The sequence below is a fragment of the Rugamonas sp. FW305-51 genome (genome assembly GCF_058786935.1).
In genome coordinates, this window is record NZ_JBYSZG010000030.1 from 42,238 (window position 1) to 57,674 (window position 15,437).

At 65.0% G+C, this 15,437-nt stretch carries 15 protein-coding genes; 6 read left to right on the forward strand and 9 right to left on the reverse strand.

Annotation, left to right across the window (positions count from 1 at the left end; genetic code table 11):
- Positions 1-88: 88 nt before the first annotated feature.
- Positions 89-1,285 carry a cyanophycinase gene (locus tag AC3WOS_RS19330; protein ID WP_492717671.1) on the forward strand — a complete coding sequence of 399 codons (1,197 nt, stop codon included), beginning with the start codon at positions 89-91 and terminating at the stop codon, positions 1,283-1,285.
- A 6-nt stretch (positions 1,286-1,291) separates the two neighbouring features.
- Here AC3WOS_RS19330 and AC3WOS_RS19335 read toward each other — a convergent pair whose 3' ends face one another.
- The 3 genes from AC3WOS_RS19335 to phaC all read right to left on the reverse strand — a co-directional run bounded on the left by AC3WOS_RS19335 (position 1,292) and on the right by phaC (position 4,287).
- A complete protein-coding gene (locus AC3WOS_RS19335) occupies positions 1,292-1,639 on the reverse strand; it encodes a PilZ domain-containing protein (RefSeq protein WP_492717674.1) in 348 nt (115 codons plus the stop codon).
- A gap of 124 nt (positions 1,640-1,763) precedes the next feature.
- Positions 1,764-2,315: a polyhydroxyalkanoate synthesis repressor PhaR gene (gene phaR / locus AC3WOS_RS19340; RefSeq protein WP_492717675.1), complete on the reverse strand. Its 552-nt coding sequence runs from the start codon at positions 2,313-2,315 to the stop codon at positions 1,764-1,766.
- Positions 2,316-2,544: 229 nt separating this feature from the next.
- Entirely contained in the window at positions 2,545-4,287 is a 1,743-nt protein-coding gene (gene phaC, locus AC3WOS_RS19345) for a class I poly(R)-hydroxyalkanoic acid synthase (RefSeq protein ID WP_492717677.1), read from the reverse strand.
- Between the two features lie 45 nt (positions 4,288-4,332).
- On the opposite strand from phaC, the gene AC3WOS_RS19350 reads away from it, so the two are divergent.
- Positions 4,333-4,734 (forward strand): hypothetical protein, encoded by a 402-nt coding sequence (locus AC3WOS_RS19350; RefSeq protein WP_492717679.1) that lies wholly within the window; start codon positions 4,333-4,335, stop codon positions 4,732-4,734.
- A gap of 17 nt (positions 4,735-4,751) precedes the next feature.
- On the opposite strand, the gene pgeF is transcribed toward AC3WOS_RS19350, so the two are convergent.
- Both pgeF and AC3WOS_RS19360 read right to left on the reverse strand, forming a co-directional pair.
- Positions 4,752-5,579 carry a peptidoglycan editing factor PgeF gene (gene pgeF / locus AC3WOS_RS19355; RefSeq protein WP_492717681.1) on the reverse strand — a complete coding sequence of 276 codons (828 nt, stop codon included), beginning with the start codon at positions 5,577-5,579 and terminating at the stop codon, positions 4,752-4,754.
- Complete coding sequence (locus AC3WOS_RS19360) at positions 5,579-6,619, reverse strand: RluA family pseudouridine synthase (RefSeq protein WP_492717682.1); 1,041 nt, start codon at positions 6,617-6,619, stop codon at positions 5,579-5,581. The genes pgeF and AC3WOS_RS19360 overlap by 1 nt, the downstream gene beginning before the upstream one ends.
- 66 nt (positions 6,620-6,685) lie before the next feature.
- Between AC3WOS_RS19360 and AC3WOS_RS19365 the strand changes: the two genes are divergently transcribed.
- Entirely contained in the window at positions 6,686-7,483 is a 798-nt protein-coding gene (locus tag AC3WOS_RS19365) for an outer membrane protein assembly factor BamD (RefSeq protein WP_492717684.1), read from the forward strand.
- Positions 7,484-7,677: 194 nt separating this feature from the next.
- On the opposite strand, the gene yaaA is transcribed toward AC3WOS_RS19365, so the two are convergent.
- Positions 7,678-8,448, reverse strand: coding sequence for a peroxide stress protein YaaA (yaaA, locus tag AC3WOS_RS19370; protein ID WP_492717685.1), 771 nt, complete (start codon positions 8,446-8,448; stop codon positions 7,678-7,680).
- Positions 8,449-8,484: 36 nt separating this feature from the next.
- On the opposite strand from yaaA, the gene AC3WOS_RS19375 reads away from it, so the two are divergent.
- The 3 genes from AC3WOS_RS19375 to AC3WOS_RS19385 all read left to right on the forward strand — a co-directional run bounded on the left by AC3WOS_RS19375 (position 8,485) and on the right by AC3WOS_RS19385 (position 11,361).
- Positions 8,485-8,922, forward strand: a complete 438-nt coding sequence (locus AC3WOS_RS19375; protein ID WP_492717687.1) for a putative toxin-antitoxin system toxin component, PIN family — start codon at positions 8,485-8,487, stop codon at positions 8,920-8,922.
- Positions 8,923-9,023: 101 nt separating this feature from the next.
- The gene (locus AC3WOS_RS19380; RefSeq protein ID WP_492717688.1) at positions 9,024-10,202 is read left to right on the forward strand and encodes a pyridoxal phosphate-dependent aminotransferase; all 1,179 of its coding nucleotides are present in this window, start codon (positions 9,024-9,026) and stop codon (positions 10,200-10,202) included.
- Positions 10,203-10,260: 58 nt separating this feature from the next.
- The gene (locus tag AC3WOS_RS19385) at positions 10,261-11,361 is read left to right on the forward strand and encodes an HD-GYP domain-containing protein (protein WP_492717690.1); all 1,101 of its coding nucleotides are present in this window, start codon (positions 10,261-10,263) and stop codon (positions 11,359-11,361) included.
- Between the two features lie 16 nt (positions 11,362-11,377).
- Here AC3WOS_RS19385 and AC3WOS_RS19390 read toward each other — a convergent pair whose 3' ends face one another.
- From AC3WOS_RS19390 to mshL, 3 genes are read right to left on the reverse strand one after another with little or no spacing between them, the layout of a single operon-like run.
- Positions 11,378-12,766, reverse strand: a complete 1,389-nt coding sequence (locus tag AC3WOS_RS19390) for a tetratricopeptide repeat protein (RefSeq protein WP_492717691.1) — start codon at positions 12,764-12,766, stop codon at positions 11,378-11,380.
- A complete protein-coding gene (locus tag AC3WOS_RS19395; protein WP_492717726.1) occupies positions 12,763-13,656 on the reverse strand; it encodes an ExeA family protein in 894 nt (297 codons plus the stop codon). Before AC3WOS_RS19395 ends, AC3WOS_RS19390 begins: the two co-directional genes overlap by 4 nt.
- Positions 13,656-15,437: a pilus (MSHA type) biogenesis protein MshL gene (gene mshL / locus AC3WOS_RS19400; protein ID WP_492717693.1), complete on the reverse strand. Its 1,782-nt coding sequence runs from the start codon at positions 15,435-15,437 to the stop codon at positions 13,656-13,658. The genes AC3WOS_RS19395 and mshL overlap by 1 nt, the downstream gene beginning before the upstream one ends.

Below are 15,437 nucleotides of genomic sequence, written 5' to 3' on the forward strand. Positions count from 1 at the left end.
GATTGCGCAGACGACGCTTGCGCCCAGCCCAAACAGTGCAACAATGACATGACGCTTTATCCATGACAGTTACCCAAAGAGGCCTCCCATGACCGCACTTCCGCTGCGCGCCGCCTGGCGCACCCTGGCCGCCCTGCTGCTGGCCGCCGCCTTCGTCGCCACACCCGGCCTGGCCGCGGCCAAGGGCGGCAGCAAGCCGCCTTACGAGTACTACGCCACCGGCAACCCGCAGGCCACCGTCAACCTGCCCTCTTCCTACGCCACCACCTCGCTGGTGCTGATGGGCGGCGGGCCGGATGTGGACCAGGCGTTCCGCTGGATGATCACGCGCGCCGGCATCCAGCCCGGCACCGGCGGGCGCTTCGTCGTCATCCGCGCCACCGGCACCGACGCTTACGATCCCTATATCTACTACAGCGACGCCTCCCTCAGCACCTCCAGCGCCATTGCCGACCAGTGGGTGGGCGGCGCCTCGCTGGGCCTGACGTCGGCCGAAACGCTGGTCATCCCCAGCATCGCCGCCGCCAACGATCCGACCGTGAACGCCATCGTGGCCCGCGCCAGTGCCGTCTTCATCGCCGGCGGCGACCAAAGCGACTACATCAACTACTGGAAAGGCACGGCGCTCGACCAGACCCTGCGCGGCCTGCTGGCCCGCAATGTGCCCATCGGCGGCACCAGCGCCGGCCTGGCCGTGCTGGGCCAGTTCGACTACGCGGCGCTCAGGGGATCCGTCACCTCGGCCCAGGCCCTGGCCAATCCCTACCACCGCTACATCACGCTGGACCCGAACCCGCTGGCACTGACGGGCGGCTTCCTGGCCCCGCCGGCCCTGAACAGCATGATCCTCGATTCGCACCTGGACGCGCGCGACCGCATGGGCCGGCTGGTGACCTTTGTCGCCCGCCTGGTGGCCCAGAGCGGCAGCGTGGGTTGCCCCGGCGGCGTGCTGCCGGCCGCCGGCAGCGGCGCGGCCACGGCGCGCGGCATCGGCATCGGGGTGGAAACGGCGCTGCTGGTGCAAGGCAACCAGAGTACGGGCGGCGTGTCGGCGCGCCGGGTGACCAATGTGTCCACTACGACGGAAAGCGCGGTCTATTTCGTGCGGCCGGTCGTGGCGCCGTCCACCTGCGCGGCAGGCACCGCGCTGGCCATGTATGGCGTGGAAATCAGGAAGCTGGCCGATTCGAGCACCGTATTCGACCTGGGCAACTGGAGCGGCCTGCCCGTCTACAAGACGGTCGATGCCGTGGCCGGCCAGCTGTCGCCGGCCAACCCGTATTGAAGGCGCTCAGGCCATGTGCATGCCGTCGGAGGTGACGTAATCGATGATGCGCTCGACGGCGTCGTCGGTGATGGAGAGGAAGCGGGCGCCGTTGCGGTAGCGCCCTTCCGTGCCCAGCGGCGTGCTGTGCACGATGGTCAGCAGCACTTCATTGCGCACGCTGTCGCCGGGGAAGCAGAAGCTGAACAGGAACGGCACGTCGCACGGCAGGATGTGGTCGCTGACGAAGGCCACGCCCATGCGGGCGATGTCGATGATCTGCACCGACCATTGCTGCGAGCCGAACTCGTCGGCGATCGACGCGTCGACCTGCAACATGCGCCGCACGTGCGCCCTTCGTGGATCCGTTTGCACTGCCTGTCCCTGCTGTCTGGATTATTCTGTGGTGGCCATACCCGGCCCCTTGCCGGCGCCTGGCCCGCAGCAAAAACGGCACAGGCACTCGCGTGCTGTGCCGTCTGGCCGCGCTGGACGTGGATTACTTCTTGTCGGTCGGCGGGGTCGGCACGAACGGGAAGGCGCCAAATATCGTCTTGCTCTGGTTCTGCATCTGCTCCTGCATCTGCACGAACAGGCTCTTGCTCTGGTCGATGTAATTATTCATCATGCCCTGCATCATCGGGCCCTGCACGTTCATGAACTGGGTCCACATTTCCGGGCTAAATGGCTTGCCCTCGAAACCGCTGCCCGTGAATTTGCGCTGGATGTCGGTAAATGCCTGGACATTCTTTTCCAGATACGAACCCATCATACCCTGCATGGCGTGGCCATAATAACGGATGATCTGGGCCAGCACGGAGCTCGAAAACATCGGCACGCCGCTCGCTTCTTCTTCCAGGATAATCTGCAGCAAAATGCTGCGGGTCAGGTCTTCATTGCTTTTGGCATCGACCACCGTGAATTCTTCGTTGTCGAGCACCAGCTGCTTGACGTCGGTCAGGGTAATGTAGGAACTGGTCTGCGTGTCATACAGACGGCGATTGGGATATTTCTTGATCAAACGGTCTGCATTTTTTTTCGCACTACTCATCACAAGTCCACTTATTGCGCCGCAGCGCGTACTTAAACAATTCGAAAAAAAAGCGAACTTCGGTCCGCTTTCCCACCAGCCTACTGCGCCTATTATAGAGTGGAAAAACCAGTATATGCACGTCCAGTTATAACTTTTGATCTTTTATTGCAACGCAACGGGAATTGCAGCAGAACAATTGGACGCAAGCGCGCGGAGCCGGACCAGGCCCCGCGCGGCATGGCGGCCTTTAGCCCGCCTTGACCTTCACGTAACGGCCCGGTGCCGCCTCGATCGGCTTGTGGCGCGCATTGCCCGGCTTGGCCGGCGCCTTCACGTCCTTGCCGCCATGGTCGGCCAGGAATTGCGACCACTCCGGCCACCAGCTGCCCGCGTGTTCCGTGGCGCCCGCGAACCAGTCGTCGGCCGACAGGTGTTTGGCGTTCTTGCCGCTCTTGACGGGGGTGTCGTTGACCCAGTAGCTGCGCTTCTTCTTCGATGCCGGGTTGATCACGCCGGCAATGTGGCCCGATGCGCCCAGCACAAAGCGGTTGGCCTTGGCCTTGCCCGGATTGAGGATGTCGACCGAGCCGTAGGCCGACGTCCACGGCACGATATGGTCTTCGCGCGAACCGTAGATGAAGGTAGGCGCGGCTATCTTTGCCAGGTCAACCTGCTCGCCGGCCACGGCCAGCTTGCCCGGCACCTTGAGGTTGTTTTCCAGGTAGGTATTGCGCAGATACCAGCAGAACATGGGGCCCGGCAGGTTGGTGCTGTCGGAATTCCAGTACAGCAGGTCGAACGGCGGCGGCTCGTTACCCTTCAGGTAGTTCGACTGCACGTAGTTCCACACCAGGTCGTTCGGACGCAGGCTGGAGAAGGTACTGGCCAGGTCGCGCCCCTTCATCAGGCCGCCATCCTTGAGCGAGTTTTCGCGCAACGCCACCTGGCTCTCGTCGACGAACACGCTCAGCACGCCCGTGTCGCTGAAGTCGAGGAAGGTGGTCAGCAAGGTCAGGCTGGAGGCCGGCGTTTCGCCGCGCGCGGCCAGCACGGCCAGCGCCGTGGAGACGATGGTGCCGCCCACGCAGAAGCCCAGCATGTTCATCTGGTCCTGGCCCGAGATGTCCTGCACCACGTGGATGGCCTCGATCACGCCCTGGTCCACATACTGGTCCCAGGTGGTCTTGTCCAGCGACGGATCCGGGTTACTCCAGGAAATGAGGAACACGGTGTTGCCCTGGTCGACGGCGTACTTGACCAGCGAGTTTTCCGGCTGCAAGTCCAGGATGTAGTATTTGTTGATGCATGGCGGCACCATCAGCAGCGGGCGCTGGTGCACGGTGGGCGTGGTCGGGGTGTACTGGATCAGCTGGAACAGCGGATTTTCATACACCACCTGGCCGGGCGTGGTGGCCAGGTTGCGGCCCACTTCGAACGCCGTTTCATCCGACAGGGAAATATGGCCCTTGTTCATGTCGGCCAGCATATTGGCCAGGCCCCGCGTCAGGCTCTCGCCCTTGGTCTCGATCAGCTTTTGCTGCGCTTCCGGATTGGTGGCCAGGAAGTTGGCGGGCGACATGGCGTCCACGATTTGCTGCACGGCAAAGCGGATTTTCTGCTTTTGCTGGGGCGTGGCGTCCACCGCGTCGGCCATGGCCGTCAGGAAACGGGCGTTGAGCAGGTATGATGCTGCATTGAATGTGGACAAGGCGCTGCCCTGCCAGGCTGGCGTCGTGAAGCGGCGGTCGGCCACGGCCGGCGGTTTGCCGGACATAAACTGCTGCCACAGGGCGCCCGCGTTTTCCATGTATTCGTTACGGAGTTGCTCGATGGCTTCGGGTTCGATGGCGGCGCCCACTTCCTTGAGCATCGCGGCGACCGGATTGGCTTCCGCCTCCGGCACCATTTTGAACCAGGATTGCCATTGGCCGGGGTCGCGCAAGTGCGACATCCATGCGTTGGCAATGACTTGAGGATCGGGCAAATTCATGTTTGATTCCCTAAAAATAGTTAAATTTTCTTACCAAGGCTGCTTATGCTGATTGTCGCTGTTGCATGGATTTACGTCGTGGGGCTGATGGCCCTGACGGAACCCACTGTTGTTGCTGGAATTGTAACGTTTTTGTTCTATTGTGTCTTGCCACTGGGCATATTGTTCTATCTGGCCGGCTCGCGCAAGCGCAAGGCCCGCCGCGTGGCCCAGGAACAGGCTGCCCACGCGGCCCGGATGGCGGCCCGGATGGCGGCCGATGCGGTCGATGCTGCCAAGGTCGCCGAAGCGGCCGATGCCGCCGATGTTGCCGATGTTGCCGATGTTGCCGATGTTGCCGATGTTGCCGATGTTGCCAAGATTGCCGATACTGCCAAGGTCGCCGACGTGAGCAACACTGCCTACACGGCCAACACCGCCGCCGGGCGCGGCACGGCGCCGGACTGAAGCGGTCGCCGTCACCCTCATTTGAGCCAGACCAGGCTAGCTTGCCGGCCGGTCACGCCATCACGCCGGTAGGAATAGAAGCGGCTGGCGTCCTTCACCGTGCAGTATTCGCCGCCGGCCACCCGTTCCACGCCGTCGCCACGCAGCATGTGGCGCGCCAGCGCGTAGATGTCGGCCAGGTATTTGCCGGGGCTGCCGGACACGGGCCGGAACGCGGCCTGTACCTGGCGCCGGCCGGCGTCGTCCGCCGCACCGGCCAGGAAGGCGGCCAGCACCTCCGCGCCCACCTCGAAGCGTTCAGGGCCGATGGCCGGGCCCAGCCAGGCCACAATCTCGCCTGCGCCGGCGGCCCGCATGGCCGCCACCGTGCTGCCCAGCACCCCACCGGCCAGTCCGCGCCAGCCCGCATGGGCTGCCGCCACCACCGTGCCGGCCCGGTCGCAGAACAGCACGGGCAGGCAGTCGGCCGTCATGACGGTGCACACCACGCCGGGGGCGGTGGCGATGCTGGCATCGGCTTCTGGCGCCAGGCTATCTGCCCTGCCCGCTTCCACGCTCTGCGCTGCCTGCGCCGCCGACACGGCCGCCGCATCGGCCACGGCGATGCCGTGCACCTGCGTCAGCCAGGCCGGCTCGGCCGGCAAGGCCGCGCGCAGCCGGGCCCGGTTTTGCAGCACGTGTCCGGGCAAGTCGTCGACGTGGACACCCAAATTGAGTCCGCCGCCCCCGGCCCCGTCGTCATACGGCGCCAGGCTGACGCCGCCGCGGCGGGTGGTGGAAAGCGCCCCCACGCCGGCCGGTGCGTCCGGCCAGTGGGGAATCAGCCAGGGTTGCGCGTCCGGCATCAGACCTGTTCCGGCTCGGCGATGCCGGCCTTGGCGATCAGTTCCGCGAAGTCGTCGGCCAGCGGCACCAGCCACTCGCACTGCTTGCCCGTGGCCGGATGCACCAGGCCCAGGCGTCGCGCCTGCAGCGCCTGGCGGGGGAAGATGCCGGCCAGGTGCTGCTTGCCGTACATCACGTCACCGACCAGCGAGAAGCCGATCGACATCATGTGAACCCGGATCTGGTGGGTGCGCCCCGTTTCCAGGCGGCACTGCACCAGGCTCACGGGACGGCGATCCAGCTCGCCCGAGGCCAGCAATTCGTAATGGGTGATGGCCGGCTTGGCCCCCATGCTGGTCGACACCGCCATCTTGATGCGGTCCTTGGGATGGCGGCCCATGGAAGCGTCGATGGTGCCGCTCTGGCGCGGCGTGCCCCACACCAGCGCGAAATACTCGCGCTTGACGGTACGGGCGGCCAGCTGGCGCACCAGGTCGGTCTGGGCCGGCAGGGTCTTGCCGACCACCATCAGGCCGCTGGTATCCTTGTCCAGCCGGTGCACGATGCCGGCGCGCGGTACGCCCGACAACTGCGGGCAGTGGTGCAGCAGGCCGTTGAGCAAGGTGCCCGACCAGTTGCCGGCGCCCGGGTGGACCACCAGGCCGGCCGGCTTGTTGATGACCATCAGATGGTCGTCCTCATACACGATGTTGAGGTCGATCGGCTCCGGCTTGAAGGCCACGTCTTCCGGCGCCGGTTGCGGCAGGATGACGATCTTTTCATCGCCATACACGGTCTCCTTGCTGCTGCGGGCCGGCTTGCCGTCCACGGTGACGAAGCCGTCCGTGATCCACATTTGCAGGCGGCCGCGCGAAAATTGCGGCACCAGGTGGGAAATGACCTTGTCGAGGCGCTGGCCGCACGCGTCCGGGGTCAGTTCCAGTTCGATCGGCGCCAGGCCGTCGTCGCCGTCGTCGGCCAGCAGTTCGCCGTCGAAATCGGCATCAAATTCCGTATCGGGGGTAGAATCGGCCGAATTCGGCTTTGGAGTTAATATCACAGCATTCCCATCGGCTATAATCAGCCTATTGTAAAACTTTGGTTAAACAGCTTCTTGCAAAACTCTATGCAAAAAAAATTATCGGTAGTTGCAGCAACTGTCGTTCTGCTTGGTTTGTCCGCCTGCGGCCTCCTGCCCGAAAAAGTCGATGAGACCAAAGGCTGGAGCGCTACGAAATTATACTCGGAGGCGATGGAAGAACTCGAGGGACAACATTACGAACGTGCAGTTCAGTTGTTCGAGAAGCTGGAATCGAGCTATCCGTTCGGCACCTATGCGCAACAGGCGCAGATGGAAATTGCCTACGCCTATTACAAATCCCAGGACCAGGCCCAGGCGCTGGCGGCCGTGGAGCGCTTCATCAAGCTGCACCCGAACCACGCCAACGTCGACTACATGTACTACCTGCGCGGCCTGATCAACTTCAACGACCAGATCGGCTTCCTGAACTTCATCTACGAACAGGACCCGACCGAGCGCGACCCGAAAGCGACGCGCGAAGCATTCACCGCCTTCAAGCAGCTGGTCGACAAGTTCCCCAACAGCAAGTACACGCCCGACGCCATCGATCGCATGAAGTACCTGATCAACGCGATGGCTTCGTATGAAGTGCACGTGGCGCGTTATTACTACCGTCGTGGCGCCTACCTGGCCGCCGTCAATCGCGCCATGGGCGCCGTCAGCGACTACCGCGACTCGCCGGCCATTGAAGAAGCGCTGTACATCATGTACCGCGGCTACGACAAGATGGGCATGACCGCGCTGCGCGACGACACCCTGCGCGTGCTCAAGCTCAACTACCCCAAGACCGCCTTCCTGGACGAAGGCGTCAAGGCCGAGAGCCACTGGTGGAAGATCTGGTAACCCCCAAAAAATGGGGACGTACCCCAATTTGAAAATGGGGACGTACCCCATTTTTCTATTTGTCCGGCTGCGCAGCGGCAGCAGCTCCGGGCTCAAAAATGGGGTACGTCCCCATTTATTAAAGCTCCGGGGGCTCTAAAATGGGGACGTACCCCGGTTTGACCTACATCAAATTGGGGTACGTCCCCATTTTTTTAGTCGGCGACGCGGCGGCGGAAGATCCAGGTCTTGCCGTCGGAGTCGTGTGCGTTGAAGGCGTAGCCGTCCACCGTGAACGCCTTGAGCTGCTCGGGGTCGGTGATGCCCTTGACGGCCGCGTAGCGCGCCATCAGCCCCCGCGCCCGCTTGGCGTAGAACGAGATGATCTTGTACTTGCCGTTCTTCCAGTCCTCGAACTGGGGCGTGACCACCGGCATCGCCAGCTGGCGCGGCTTGACGGACTTGAAATATTCTTCCGACGCCAGATTGACCAGCGCCCTGGCGCCCTTCTCTTCGGCCGTGCGGTTCAGCGCGTGGGTGATGGTGTCGCCCCAGAAGGCGTACAGGTCCTTGCCGCGCGGGTTGGCCAGCCGCGTGCCCATCTCGAGCCGGTGCGGATGGATCATGTCCAGCGGCCGCAGCATGCCGTACAGCCCGGACAGGATGCGGATGTGCGACTGCGCATAATCGAGCTGGCCGGACGTGAGCGTGCGGGCCTGCAAGCCGGCGTAGACGTCGCCGTTGAAGGCCATGACGGCTTGCCGCCCTTCCGCCGGGTCCGCCGTCCACGAGGCGTAGCGGCCCACGTTCAGGTGCGACAGGGCGTCGGAGATGTCCATCAGGCTGCCCACTTCGGCCGGCGAGAATTCACGCAGGCGGGCTATCAGCTGGGCTGAGTGGTCGAGAAAGTCGGGGGTCGTTTGCAGTTCGGTGGTGGGCGGCGTCTCCAGGTCGAGACTTTTGGCGGGCGAAAGCACTATCAGCATAAATATCCAGAAAACCTAAATTACAGAATTGCCGACATGATACCTGTTCCACCGAAACGCATCGTGCTAGACACCAATGTCTGCCTCGACCTGTTCGTGTTCCACGACCCGCGCTGGGCCGGCCTGCTGGCCGCCATCGAGAGCGGCGCCGTGGAAGCGATCACGCGCGACGATTGCCGCGCCGAATACCTGGTGGTGCTGCACTACCCCCACTTGCCGCTCGACGAGACCAGCCGCCCCGTGAGCGCGGCCCGCTTCGATGCCCTGATCAAGGTAGTGGCCCCGCCCGTCTCCGGCGTGCGCCTGCCCGTTTGCACCGACCGCGACGACCAGAAGTTCCTGGAACTGGCCCGCGACGCCCAGGCCGACATCCTCATCACCAAGGACAAGGCCCTGCTCAAGCTGGCGCGCCGCCTGACCAAGGCCGGCATGTTCCGCGTGATGGTGCCGGAAGCGTGGTCGCTGGAAGGCTGATACTGCCAGTGCTCCACCCCGCGCCGCCCCGGCTTTTTGGCAACACGCGACCCGGTGCCGTGCGCTAGAATAAACACTGGACTATTCACTTGCATGCCGCCATGAACCAGCCGCAACATCCGCCCGTCACGCCCATCCTGACCAGCCGTTTGCCCTATGTGGGCACCACGGTGTTTACCCGCATGTCGCAGCTGGCGGCGGAGTCGGGCGCGGTCAACCTGGGCCAGGGCTTCCCCGACTTCGCCTGCGAACCCCGGCTGGTGGACCTGGTGACGGAAGCCATGCGCAGCGGCCACAACCAGTACCCCATGATGACGGGCCTGCCTGCGCTGCGCGGCGCCATCGTCGACAAGGTCGCCGCCATCTACGGCCACCGCTACGACGCCAACACGGAAATCACCGTCACGGCCGGCGCCACCGAGGCGCTGACCACGGCCATCCTGTGCTGCGTCCACCCGGGCGACGAAGTGATCGTCATCGAGCCAGCCTACGACAGCTACCTGCCCGCCATCGAACTGGCCGGCGGCGTACCCGTGATGGTGCAGATGACGGTGGGCGCTAACGGCTACAGCGTGCCCTGGGACCGGGTGGGCGCAGCCGTCACGCCGCGCACCCGGCTCATCGTCATCAACAGCCCGCACAACCCCACCGGCAGCGTGTTGCGCGCGGCCGATCTGCAGGCCCTGGCCGACATCGTGCGCGGCACGGACGTGCTGATATTGTCGGACGAAGTGTACGAACACATGGTCTACGACGGCCAGCGTCACGAATCGATCTGCCGCTATCCGGAACTGGCGGCGCGCAGCTTCGTCGTCTCCAGCTTCGGCAAGACTTACCACGTCACGGGCTGGAAGGTGGGCTACGTGGCCGCCCCGGCCGCCCTGAGCGCCGAGTTTCGCAAGGTCCACCAATACAACGTGTTCAGCGTTAATACACCCATGCAGCACGGCCTGGCCGGCTACATGGCCGATCCGTCGCCTTACCGGCAACTGCCTGCGTTCTACCAGCGCAAGCGCGACCTGTTCCGCGACGGTTTGAAAGGCAGCCGCTTCGAACTGCTGCCGGCCGACGGCACCTATTTCCAATGCGTGCGTTATGAGCGCATTTCGTCGCTGCCGGAGGCGCAGTTCGCCGAATGGCTGACGAGCGACATCAAGGTGGCGGCGATCCCGGTATCGGCGTTCTACCAGCAAGGCCAGGAGTCGGGCATCGTCCGCTTCTGCTTTGCCAAGCAAGAGGAGACCCTGGCACTCGCCTTGCAGCGATTGACCAGCATCTAAAAATATAGCCTGCCGGTCCCCAAGCGGGCCCAGGCAAGCCAGCAGGACGGGAAAGATCATGGTGCAACGTCGCATTACCCTCAAGGATCTGGTGTTGGGCGAACCGCTGCGGTGGGATTTGTTCGGCGCCGACTCGGGCGGCCGCCCGCTGCTGCACAAGGGCCAGATCGCGTCCGACAACAAGCAGCTGCACACGCTGATCGACGCCGGTCTGTTCGCCGAGGAAGAGCCGCCGCCGTCCGTGCTGCACCAGCTTAACCAGTGCAACCGCCGGCTGGAACGGCTGCTGCGCGACCTGCGCAACGAGCACAACGCGGAGGCGGAATTGCGCGACATCGCGCGCGACGTCATCGCCGCCGTCGAACTGAACGCCGACATCGCCCTGGCCTGCATTTTCCTGGCCCAGATCGCCGGCACCTATGCCGTGCGCCATTGCATCGAGACGGCCGTGGTTGTGGTGGCGGTGGCGCGTGGCATGGGCAAGCCCGCCACCGAACTGCTGACCGTGACTGCCGCCGCCCTCACCATGAACGTGGGCATGCTGCGCCATCACGACACCTTCCAGAACAAACGCATGCCGCTCACGCGCGAGGAAATCGCCATCGTCCGGCGCCACCCGGAAGACAGCGCCGACCTGCTCAAGTGCGCCGGGGTGCAGGACGAGGAATGGATCTCGTGCGTGCTGCTGCACCACGAAAACGATGACGGCAGCGGCTATCCGGCCGGCGTGGCCCGGCCCGGCGTGACCCAGAACGCCAAGCTGCTCAGTCTGGCAGACCGCTATTGCGCCCAGGTGTCGGCCCGTAACTACCGCTGCTCCACCCTGCCGGACAAGGCGTTGCGGGCCGTGCTGGAAGACCCCGCCATTCCCGTCGATGCGGAATTGGCTGCACATTTTGCGCGCGCGCTGGGCAGCTATCCGCCCGGCTGCCTGGTACGCCTGCAGAATGGGGAAATCGGCGTCGTGCGGCAACGGCTGGCTGGCAATGGCAGCCTGGGTGTGACCAGCCTGCGCGATCCGGCCGGTATTGCGTTCACCCCGGCCGCACCGCGCAGCACGGAGGACGCCGACTGCGCCATCGCCGCCGCGCTGAGCGAGGACGAGGCGGACGTGCGTTTCAGCATGAAACAGATCTGGGGCGTGCAGGCCAGCCTGTAACGCGGCCGGCGCCTCTTCAGCGTCCCAGGGCCTCCAGCTTGCGGTCCACGAAGGCCTGCAATTCCGGCGTCATGCCGCTCGCGCCCTTGGCCCGGTTGTAGGCGACGCGCGCCTCCGGCAGGCGCTTCTCGGCCTGCAGGGAAATACCCAGCCCCATCCACCACACGCCTTTTTGCGGCGCCAGTTTCAAGGCGGCCTGGTAGTGATCGAGCGCTTCCCCATGACGCTGCGCCCGTTGCAGCACCGCTGCCACGAATCCCTGATATTCAGCGTTGTCGCCTGCATAGGGCAAGGTGCGCATCAAGGTGTCCAGCGCCGGACCGCCATTCTCCAGCTGCAAACGGGCCAGCAGCATGGCCATGCCGGGCTGCCGCGGGTTCAGCGCCAGCGCGTCCCGCAGCTGTTGCGCGGCCTCGTCGTTCCAATGGTTCTCGATCAGCAAGGTCACCAGCGTCTGGCGGGCCGCCTCATGGTGCGGATCGATCTCGACGGCACGCTGCAGCTGAGCCACCGCTTCCGACACCCGGCCATCCTGCAATGCCCGCAGTCCCTGTCGGTAACGGTTCTCGGACTGCTGGGCCGGACCAAGGTCGCGCACGACGCCGCCGGCCTGGCTGTCCCCAGCCCGATCGGCCGCCTTGGCGCGCGCTTCCGCTTGCTGGCCACGGCCAGCCAAGGCGGCGCCAGCACCATCGACCTTGGCGCGCTTGGCGGCGCCTGCATCAACCTTGGCGCGCTTGGCAGCGCCACCGCCGCCGGCTTTGGCGTGCTCGGCGGCATCAGCCCCATTGACCTTGGCACGCTCGGCGACCTCGCGCGCATGCCGGTGCCTGTGCGCGTGACGCGCGGGGCGGCTGTCATCCTCTTCGTCGGAAGAAAACGCTACCGCTTGGCCGCCGGCCATGACAGCCGACGCCGGCACGGGGCCAGGTGTCCGCGGCGAATCAGACACGGATGTTGACGCCCTCGCTGGCGCAGCGACCGTCACAGGCGCAACCGCAGGCGCGGATGCCGAGGCCAGCGCAGGCGCGGACGCCGGCACCACCGCAGCCACAGACACCGGGGCCACCGCAGCGGTAGACGCCGGGGCCGCCGTAGCAGCAGACGCCGGGGCCACCGCAGCAGCAGACGCCGAAGCCACCACCGGCGCAACCGCAGGCACGGGCGGCACCACCACCATCGCCGGTCCCGGGCGTGTCCTGACGGTATGGCTGTCGAAATAGTGCCAGCCGTACCAGCCGCCGGCCATCAGCGCCCCGACGGTCACGGCCGCAACGCCCAGCAGCACGGGCCGCATCTGCCGTTGCGGCACGGCCACCGGACGCACTGCCTGCTGGCCAGCCGCCGCAGCGGGCTTGCCGCCGCGCGCATCCAGGTCTTGCAACATTTTGTTAATCAGGCTCATTTGGTCAGCGCCCACGTCAAGCCACAGGCGGCGGCCAGCAGGCCGGTGCCGACCAGGACCAGCCACGGCCAGCGCATGCGGCGCACGCCTATCGTATCGGCGGCCGCCAGCTGCACATGGCGTCGCGCCACCTGCTGCTTGCCCTGGCCGTAGCACAGCATCAGCGACTTGTGCGCCATGATGTTGATCAGCCGGGGAATGCCGCCGCTGGCGCGGAACAGCCCCCCGATGGCGCCGCGGCTGAACAGGCGGCTACCGGTAAAGCCCGCCACCCGCAAACGGTGCGCCAGGTAATACTCCATGTCGTCGCGCGTGAGCGGCCCCAGGTGGTAGTGGAACGTGATGCGCTGCGCCAGCTGGCGGATCGAATCGCGTTCCAGATGCTTGTTCAGTTCCGGCTGGCCAAACAGCACGATCTGCAACAGCTTGCGCTTTTCCGTCTCCAGGTTGGTCAGCAGGCGCAAGGCCTCCAGGCTTTCCAGCGGAATCGCCTGCGCCTCGTCCAGGCACAGCAGCACGCGCTTGTCCTGCGCCGCCAGCTCCATCAGGCGCGACGTGATCGCCTTGAGCAGTTGGTGCTGGTCCACATCGCGCGCCAGCGTCAGCGACAGTTCGTCGGCCAGGGCCAGCATCAGCGAGCGCGGCTCGAGATAGGGATTGGGAATATAGGCCGTGACGAAATCGTCGCCCAGCGTCGTGATGAACTTACGGCACAGCAGCGTCTTCCCCGTGCCGACTTCGCCCGTGATCTTGATGAAGCCTTCCCCGCTCTGGGCCGCCACCAGCAAGGTGTTGAGCGCCTCCTGCGAATGGGGGCTGGTGAAGAAGAAGCTGGTGTCGGGCGTGATGCCGAACGGCGCCTCCTTCAGGCCGAAGTGCTGCAGGTACATCATCGGCTGCGCTCCTTCAGGCCGCGCGGGTCGAGCTCCTTGATGCGGCGGCCCGTTTCCAGCAAGTCCTCGTTCCAGTCGCTGCCCTCGGCCACGATGGTGGGCTTGATCAGCACCACCAGCTCGCGCTTCTGCATTACGTCGCTGGTGTTGCGGAACAACGCGCCCAGCACCGGCACATTGCCCACGCCCGGCACCTGCGAACGGTCCATGGTGGTGGCCTGGCGCATCAGGCCGCCAATGGCCACCACACGGCCATCCTGGCCGCGCACCATGCTGTCCATCTCCGACGTGGACGAGGCCGCCAGCGGCAGGCTCAGGTTGCCCGCCGTGCCCAGGTTGATGCCCTTGTTCACGGTCGACACCTGGCTCACGGAGGGGTGCACATGCAGCGTCACGTTGCCGTGGTCGTCGATCTGCGGCGTCACGTCCAGCACCACGCCGGAGAAGAACGGTTGCAGCGTCACGCTGGGCGACACCACGCCACTGCCCGTGCCGTTGGTGGTGGTAGTGGTGCTGACGCCGGTGACGAAGAATTCATCCGTGCCGATCTTCAGCACGGCCTTCTGGTTGTTCAGGGTGGCGATGCGCGGGCTGGACAGCACATGCACCGTCCCTTGCGATTCCAGGAAGGAAATCAGGGCCGCGAAATTACTGGTCTGGAACGCCAGGCCGAACAGGGAGCCGGCCGCGTCGGCCGCGCTGCCCAGCGACACGCCGGTGGTGGCCGTGATGCCGCCCTTGCCGTTGCTGGAAATGGCCGTCTGCGGCGAATTGAGCGGATTGAGCGAGGTGCCCGGCGTCAGGAAGCCGCCCGACAGCTTGTTGTTGCCATGCCCGTCACGGAAGTTGGCGAAGCCGGCCCAGTTGATGCCGGTCTGGAAGCCGCTGTTCAGTTCCACTTCCAGGATCTTCGCTTCCAGGATCACCTGGCGGTCCACGGACAGCTGGGTGGCCTTCAGGTACAGGTCCACATTGCGCAACTCTTCCGGCATGGCCCGGATCACCAGCACGCCCGATTGCGGACTGATGACGACGTTACGGCCGTCCTTGCCCACAGGGATGATGGCTTCCAGCGCCGCCTTCAGGTCGCCCCAGAAATCGTTCGCGGTCGAGGTGCTGACGTTGCTCGCGTCGCGCTGGCGCTGGCTGCCGCCGGACGGATTGGACGGATCGTTGGCATTGTTGTTGTCGTTGCCCTGGTTGTTCTGGCTGCCCTGGTTGTTCTGGCCGCCGCTGTTGCTGGTGCCGGCGTTGGCGACCGAGGTCGATGTCACGCGCAGGTTGGAACTGCCCTTGCGCTTGACGTCCAGGTATTGCACGCGGAACATGCGGGTCTGCATCGTCAGCGGACGGATGTAGATGCGGCTGCCATCGACCTTGTAGTCGTAGCCATACAGCTCGCGCACGGCGTCGAGCGCCTCGAACAGGGTCACGTCCTTCAGGTTGGCCGTGATGGTGCCGCTCACGTTAGGGTCGATCAGCATGTTGTAACGGGTGCCCGCCACCAGCGAATTGAAGAACTGCTGCACCGGCACGTTGTTGAAGGCCACGTTGAAGCGCTCCTCGAGCACCGTGCGCGACTTGGGCAGTTGCTCGGCCAGTTGCGCCGCGGGCGGCAGCAAGGCGCTGGCCACCGCGTCGTTCTGGGCCGGCGCGGCCGGCCTGGCGGCGGCCGAAGTCAGTTCGGCGCCGATCTTGTCGTAAGTGTCGCGGGGGGACTGGGTGGCGCAGCCGGCCAGGGCCAGCGCTACGGTCGGCACGATCAATAATTTATGCAT

What these genes read in the sequence shown, in the direction of transcription:
- AC3WOS_RS19330 (WP_492717671.1), top strand. Translation starts at nt 89, where the DNA reads ATGACCGCACTTCCGCTGCGCGCCGCCTGGCGCACCCTGGCCGCCCTG.
- phaR (WP_492717675.1), bottom strand. Translation starts at nt 2,315, where the DNA reads ATGAGTAGTGCGAAAAAAAATGCAGACCGTTTGATCAAGAAATATCCC.
- phaC (WP_492717677.1), bottom strand. Translation starts at nt 4,287, where the DNA reads ATGAATTTGCCCGATCCTCAAGTCATTGCCAACGCATGGATGTCGCAC.
- AC3WOS_RS19350 (WP_492717679.1), top strand. Translation starts at nt 4,333, where the DNA reads ATGCTGATTGTCGCTGTTGCATGGATTTACGTCGTGGGGCTGATGGCC.
- pgeF (WP_492717681.1), bottom strand. Translation starts at nt 5,579, where the DNA reads ATGCCGGACGCGCAACCCTGGCTGATTCCCCACTGGCCGGACGCACCG.
- AC3WOS_RS19365 (WP_492717684.1), top strand. Translation starts at nt 6,686, where the DNA reads ATGCAAAAAAAATTATCGGTAGTTGCAGCAACTGTCGTTCTGCTTGGT.
- yaaA (WP_492717685.1), bottom strand. Translation starts at nt 8,448, where the DNA reads ATGCTGATAGTGCTTTCGCCCGCCAAAAGTCTCGACCTGGAGACGCCG.
- AC3WOS_RS19375 (WP_492717687.1), top strand. Translation starts at nt 8,485, where the DNA reads ATGATACCTGTTCCACCGAAACGCATCGTGCTAGACACCAATGTCTGC.
- AC3WOS_RS19380 (WP_492717688.1), top strand. Translation starts at nt 9,024, where the DNA reads ATGAACCAGCCGCAACATCCGCCCGTCACGCCCATCCTGACCAGCCGT.
- AC3WOS_RS19385 (WP_492717690.1), top strand. Translation starts at nt 10,261, where the DNA reads ATGGTGCAACGTCGCATTACCCTCAAGGATCTGGTGTTGGGCGAACCG.
- AC3WOS_RS19390 (WP_492717691.1), bottom strand. Translation starts at nt 12,766, where the DNA reads ATGAGCCTGATTAACAAAATGTTGCAAGACCTGGATGCGCGCGGCGGC.
- AC3WOS_RS19395 (WP_492717726.1), bottom strand. Translation starts at nt 13,656, where the DNA reads ATGTACCTGCAGCACTTCGGCCTGAAGGAGGCGCCGTTCGGCATCACG.
- mshL (WP_492717693.1), bottom strand. Translation starts at nt 15,437, where the DNA reads ATGCATAAATTATTGATCGTGCCGACCGTAGCGCTGGCCCTGGCCGGC.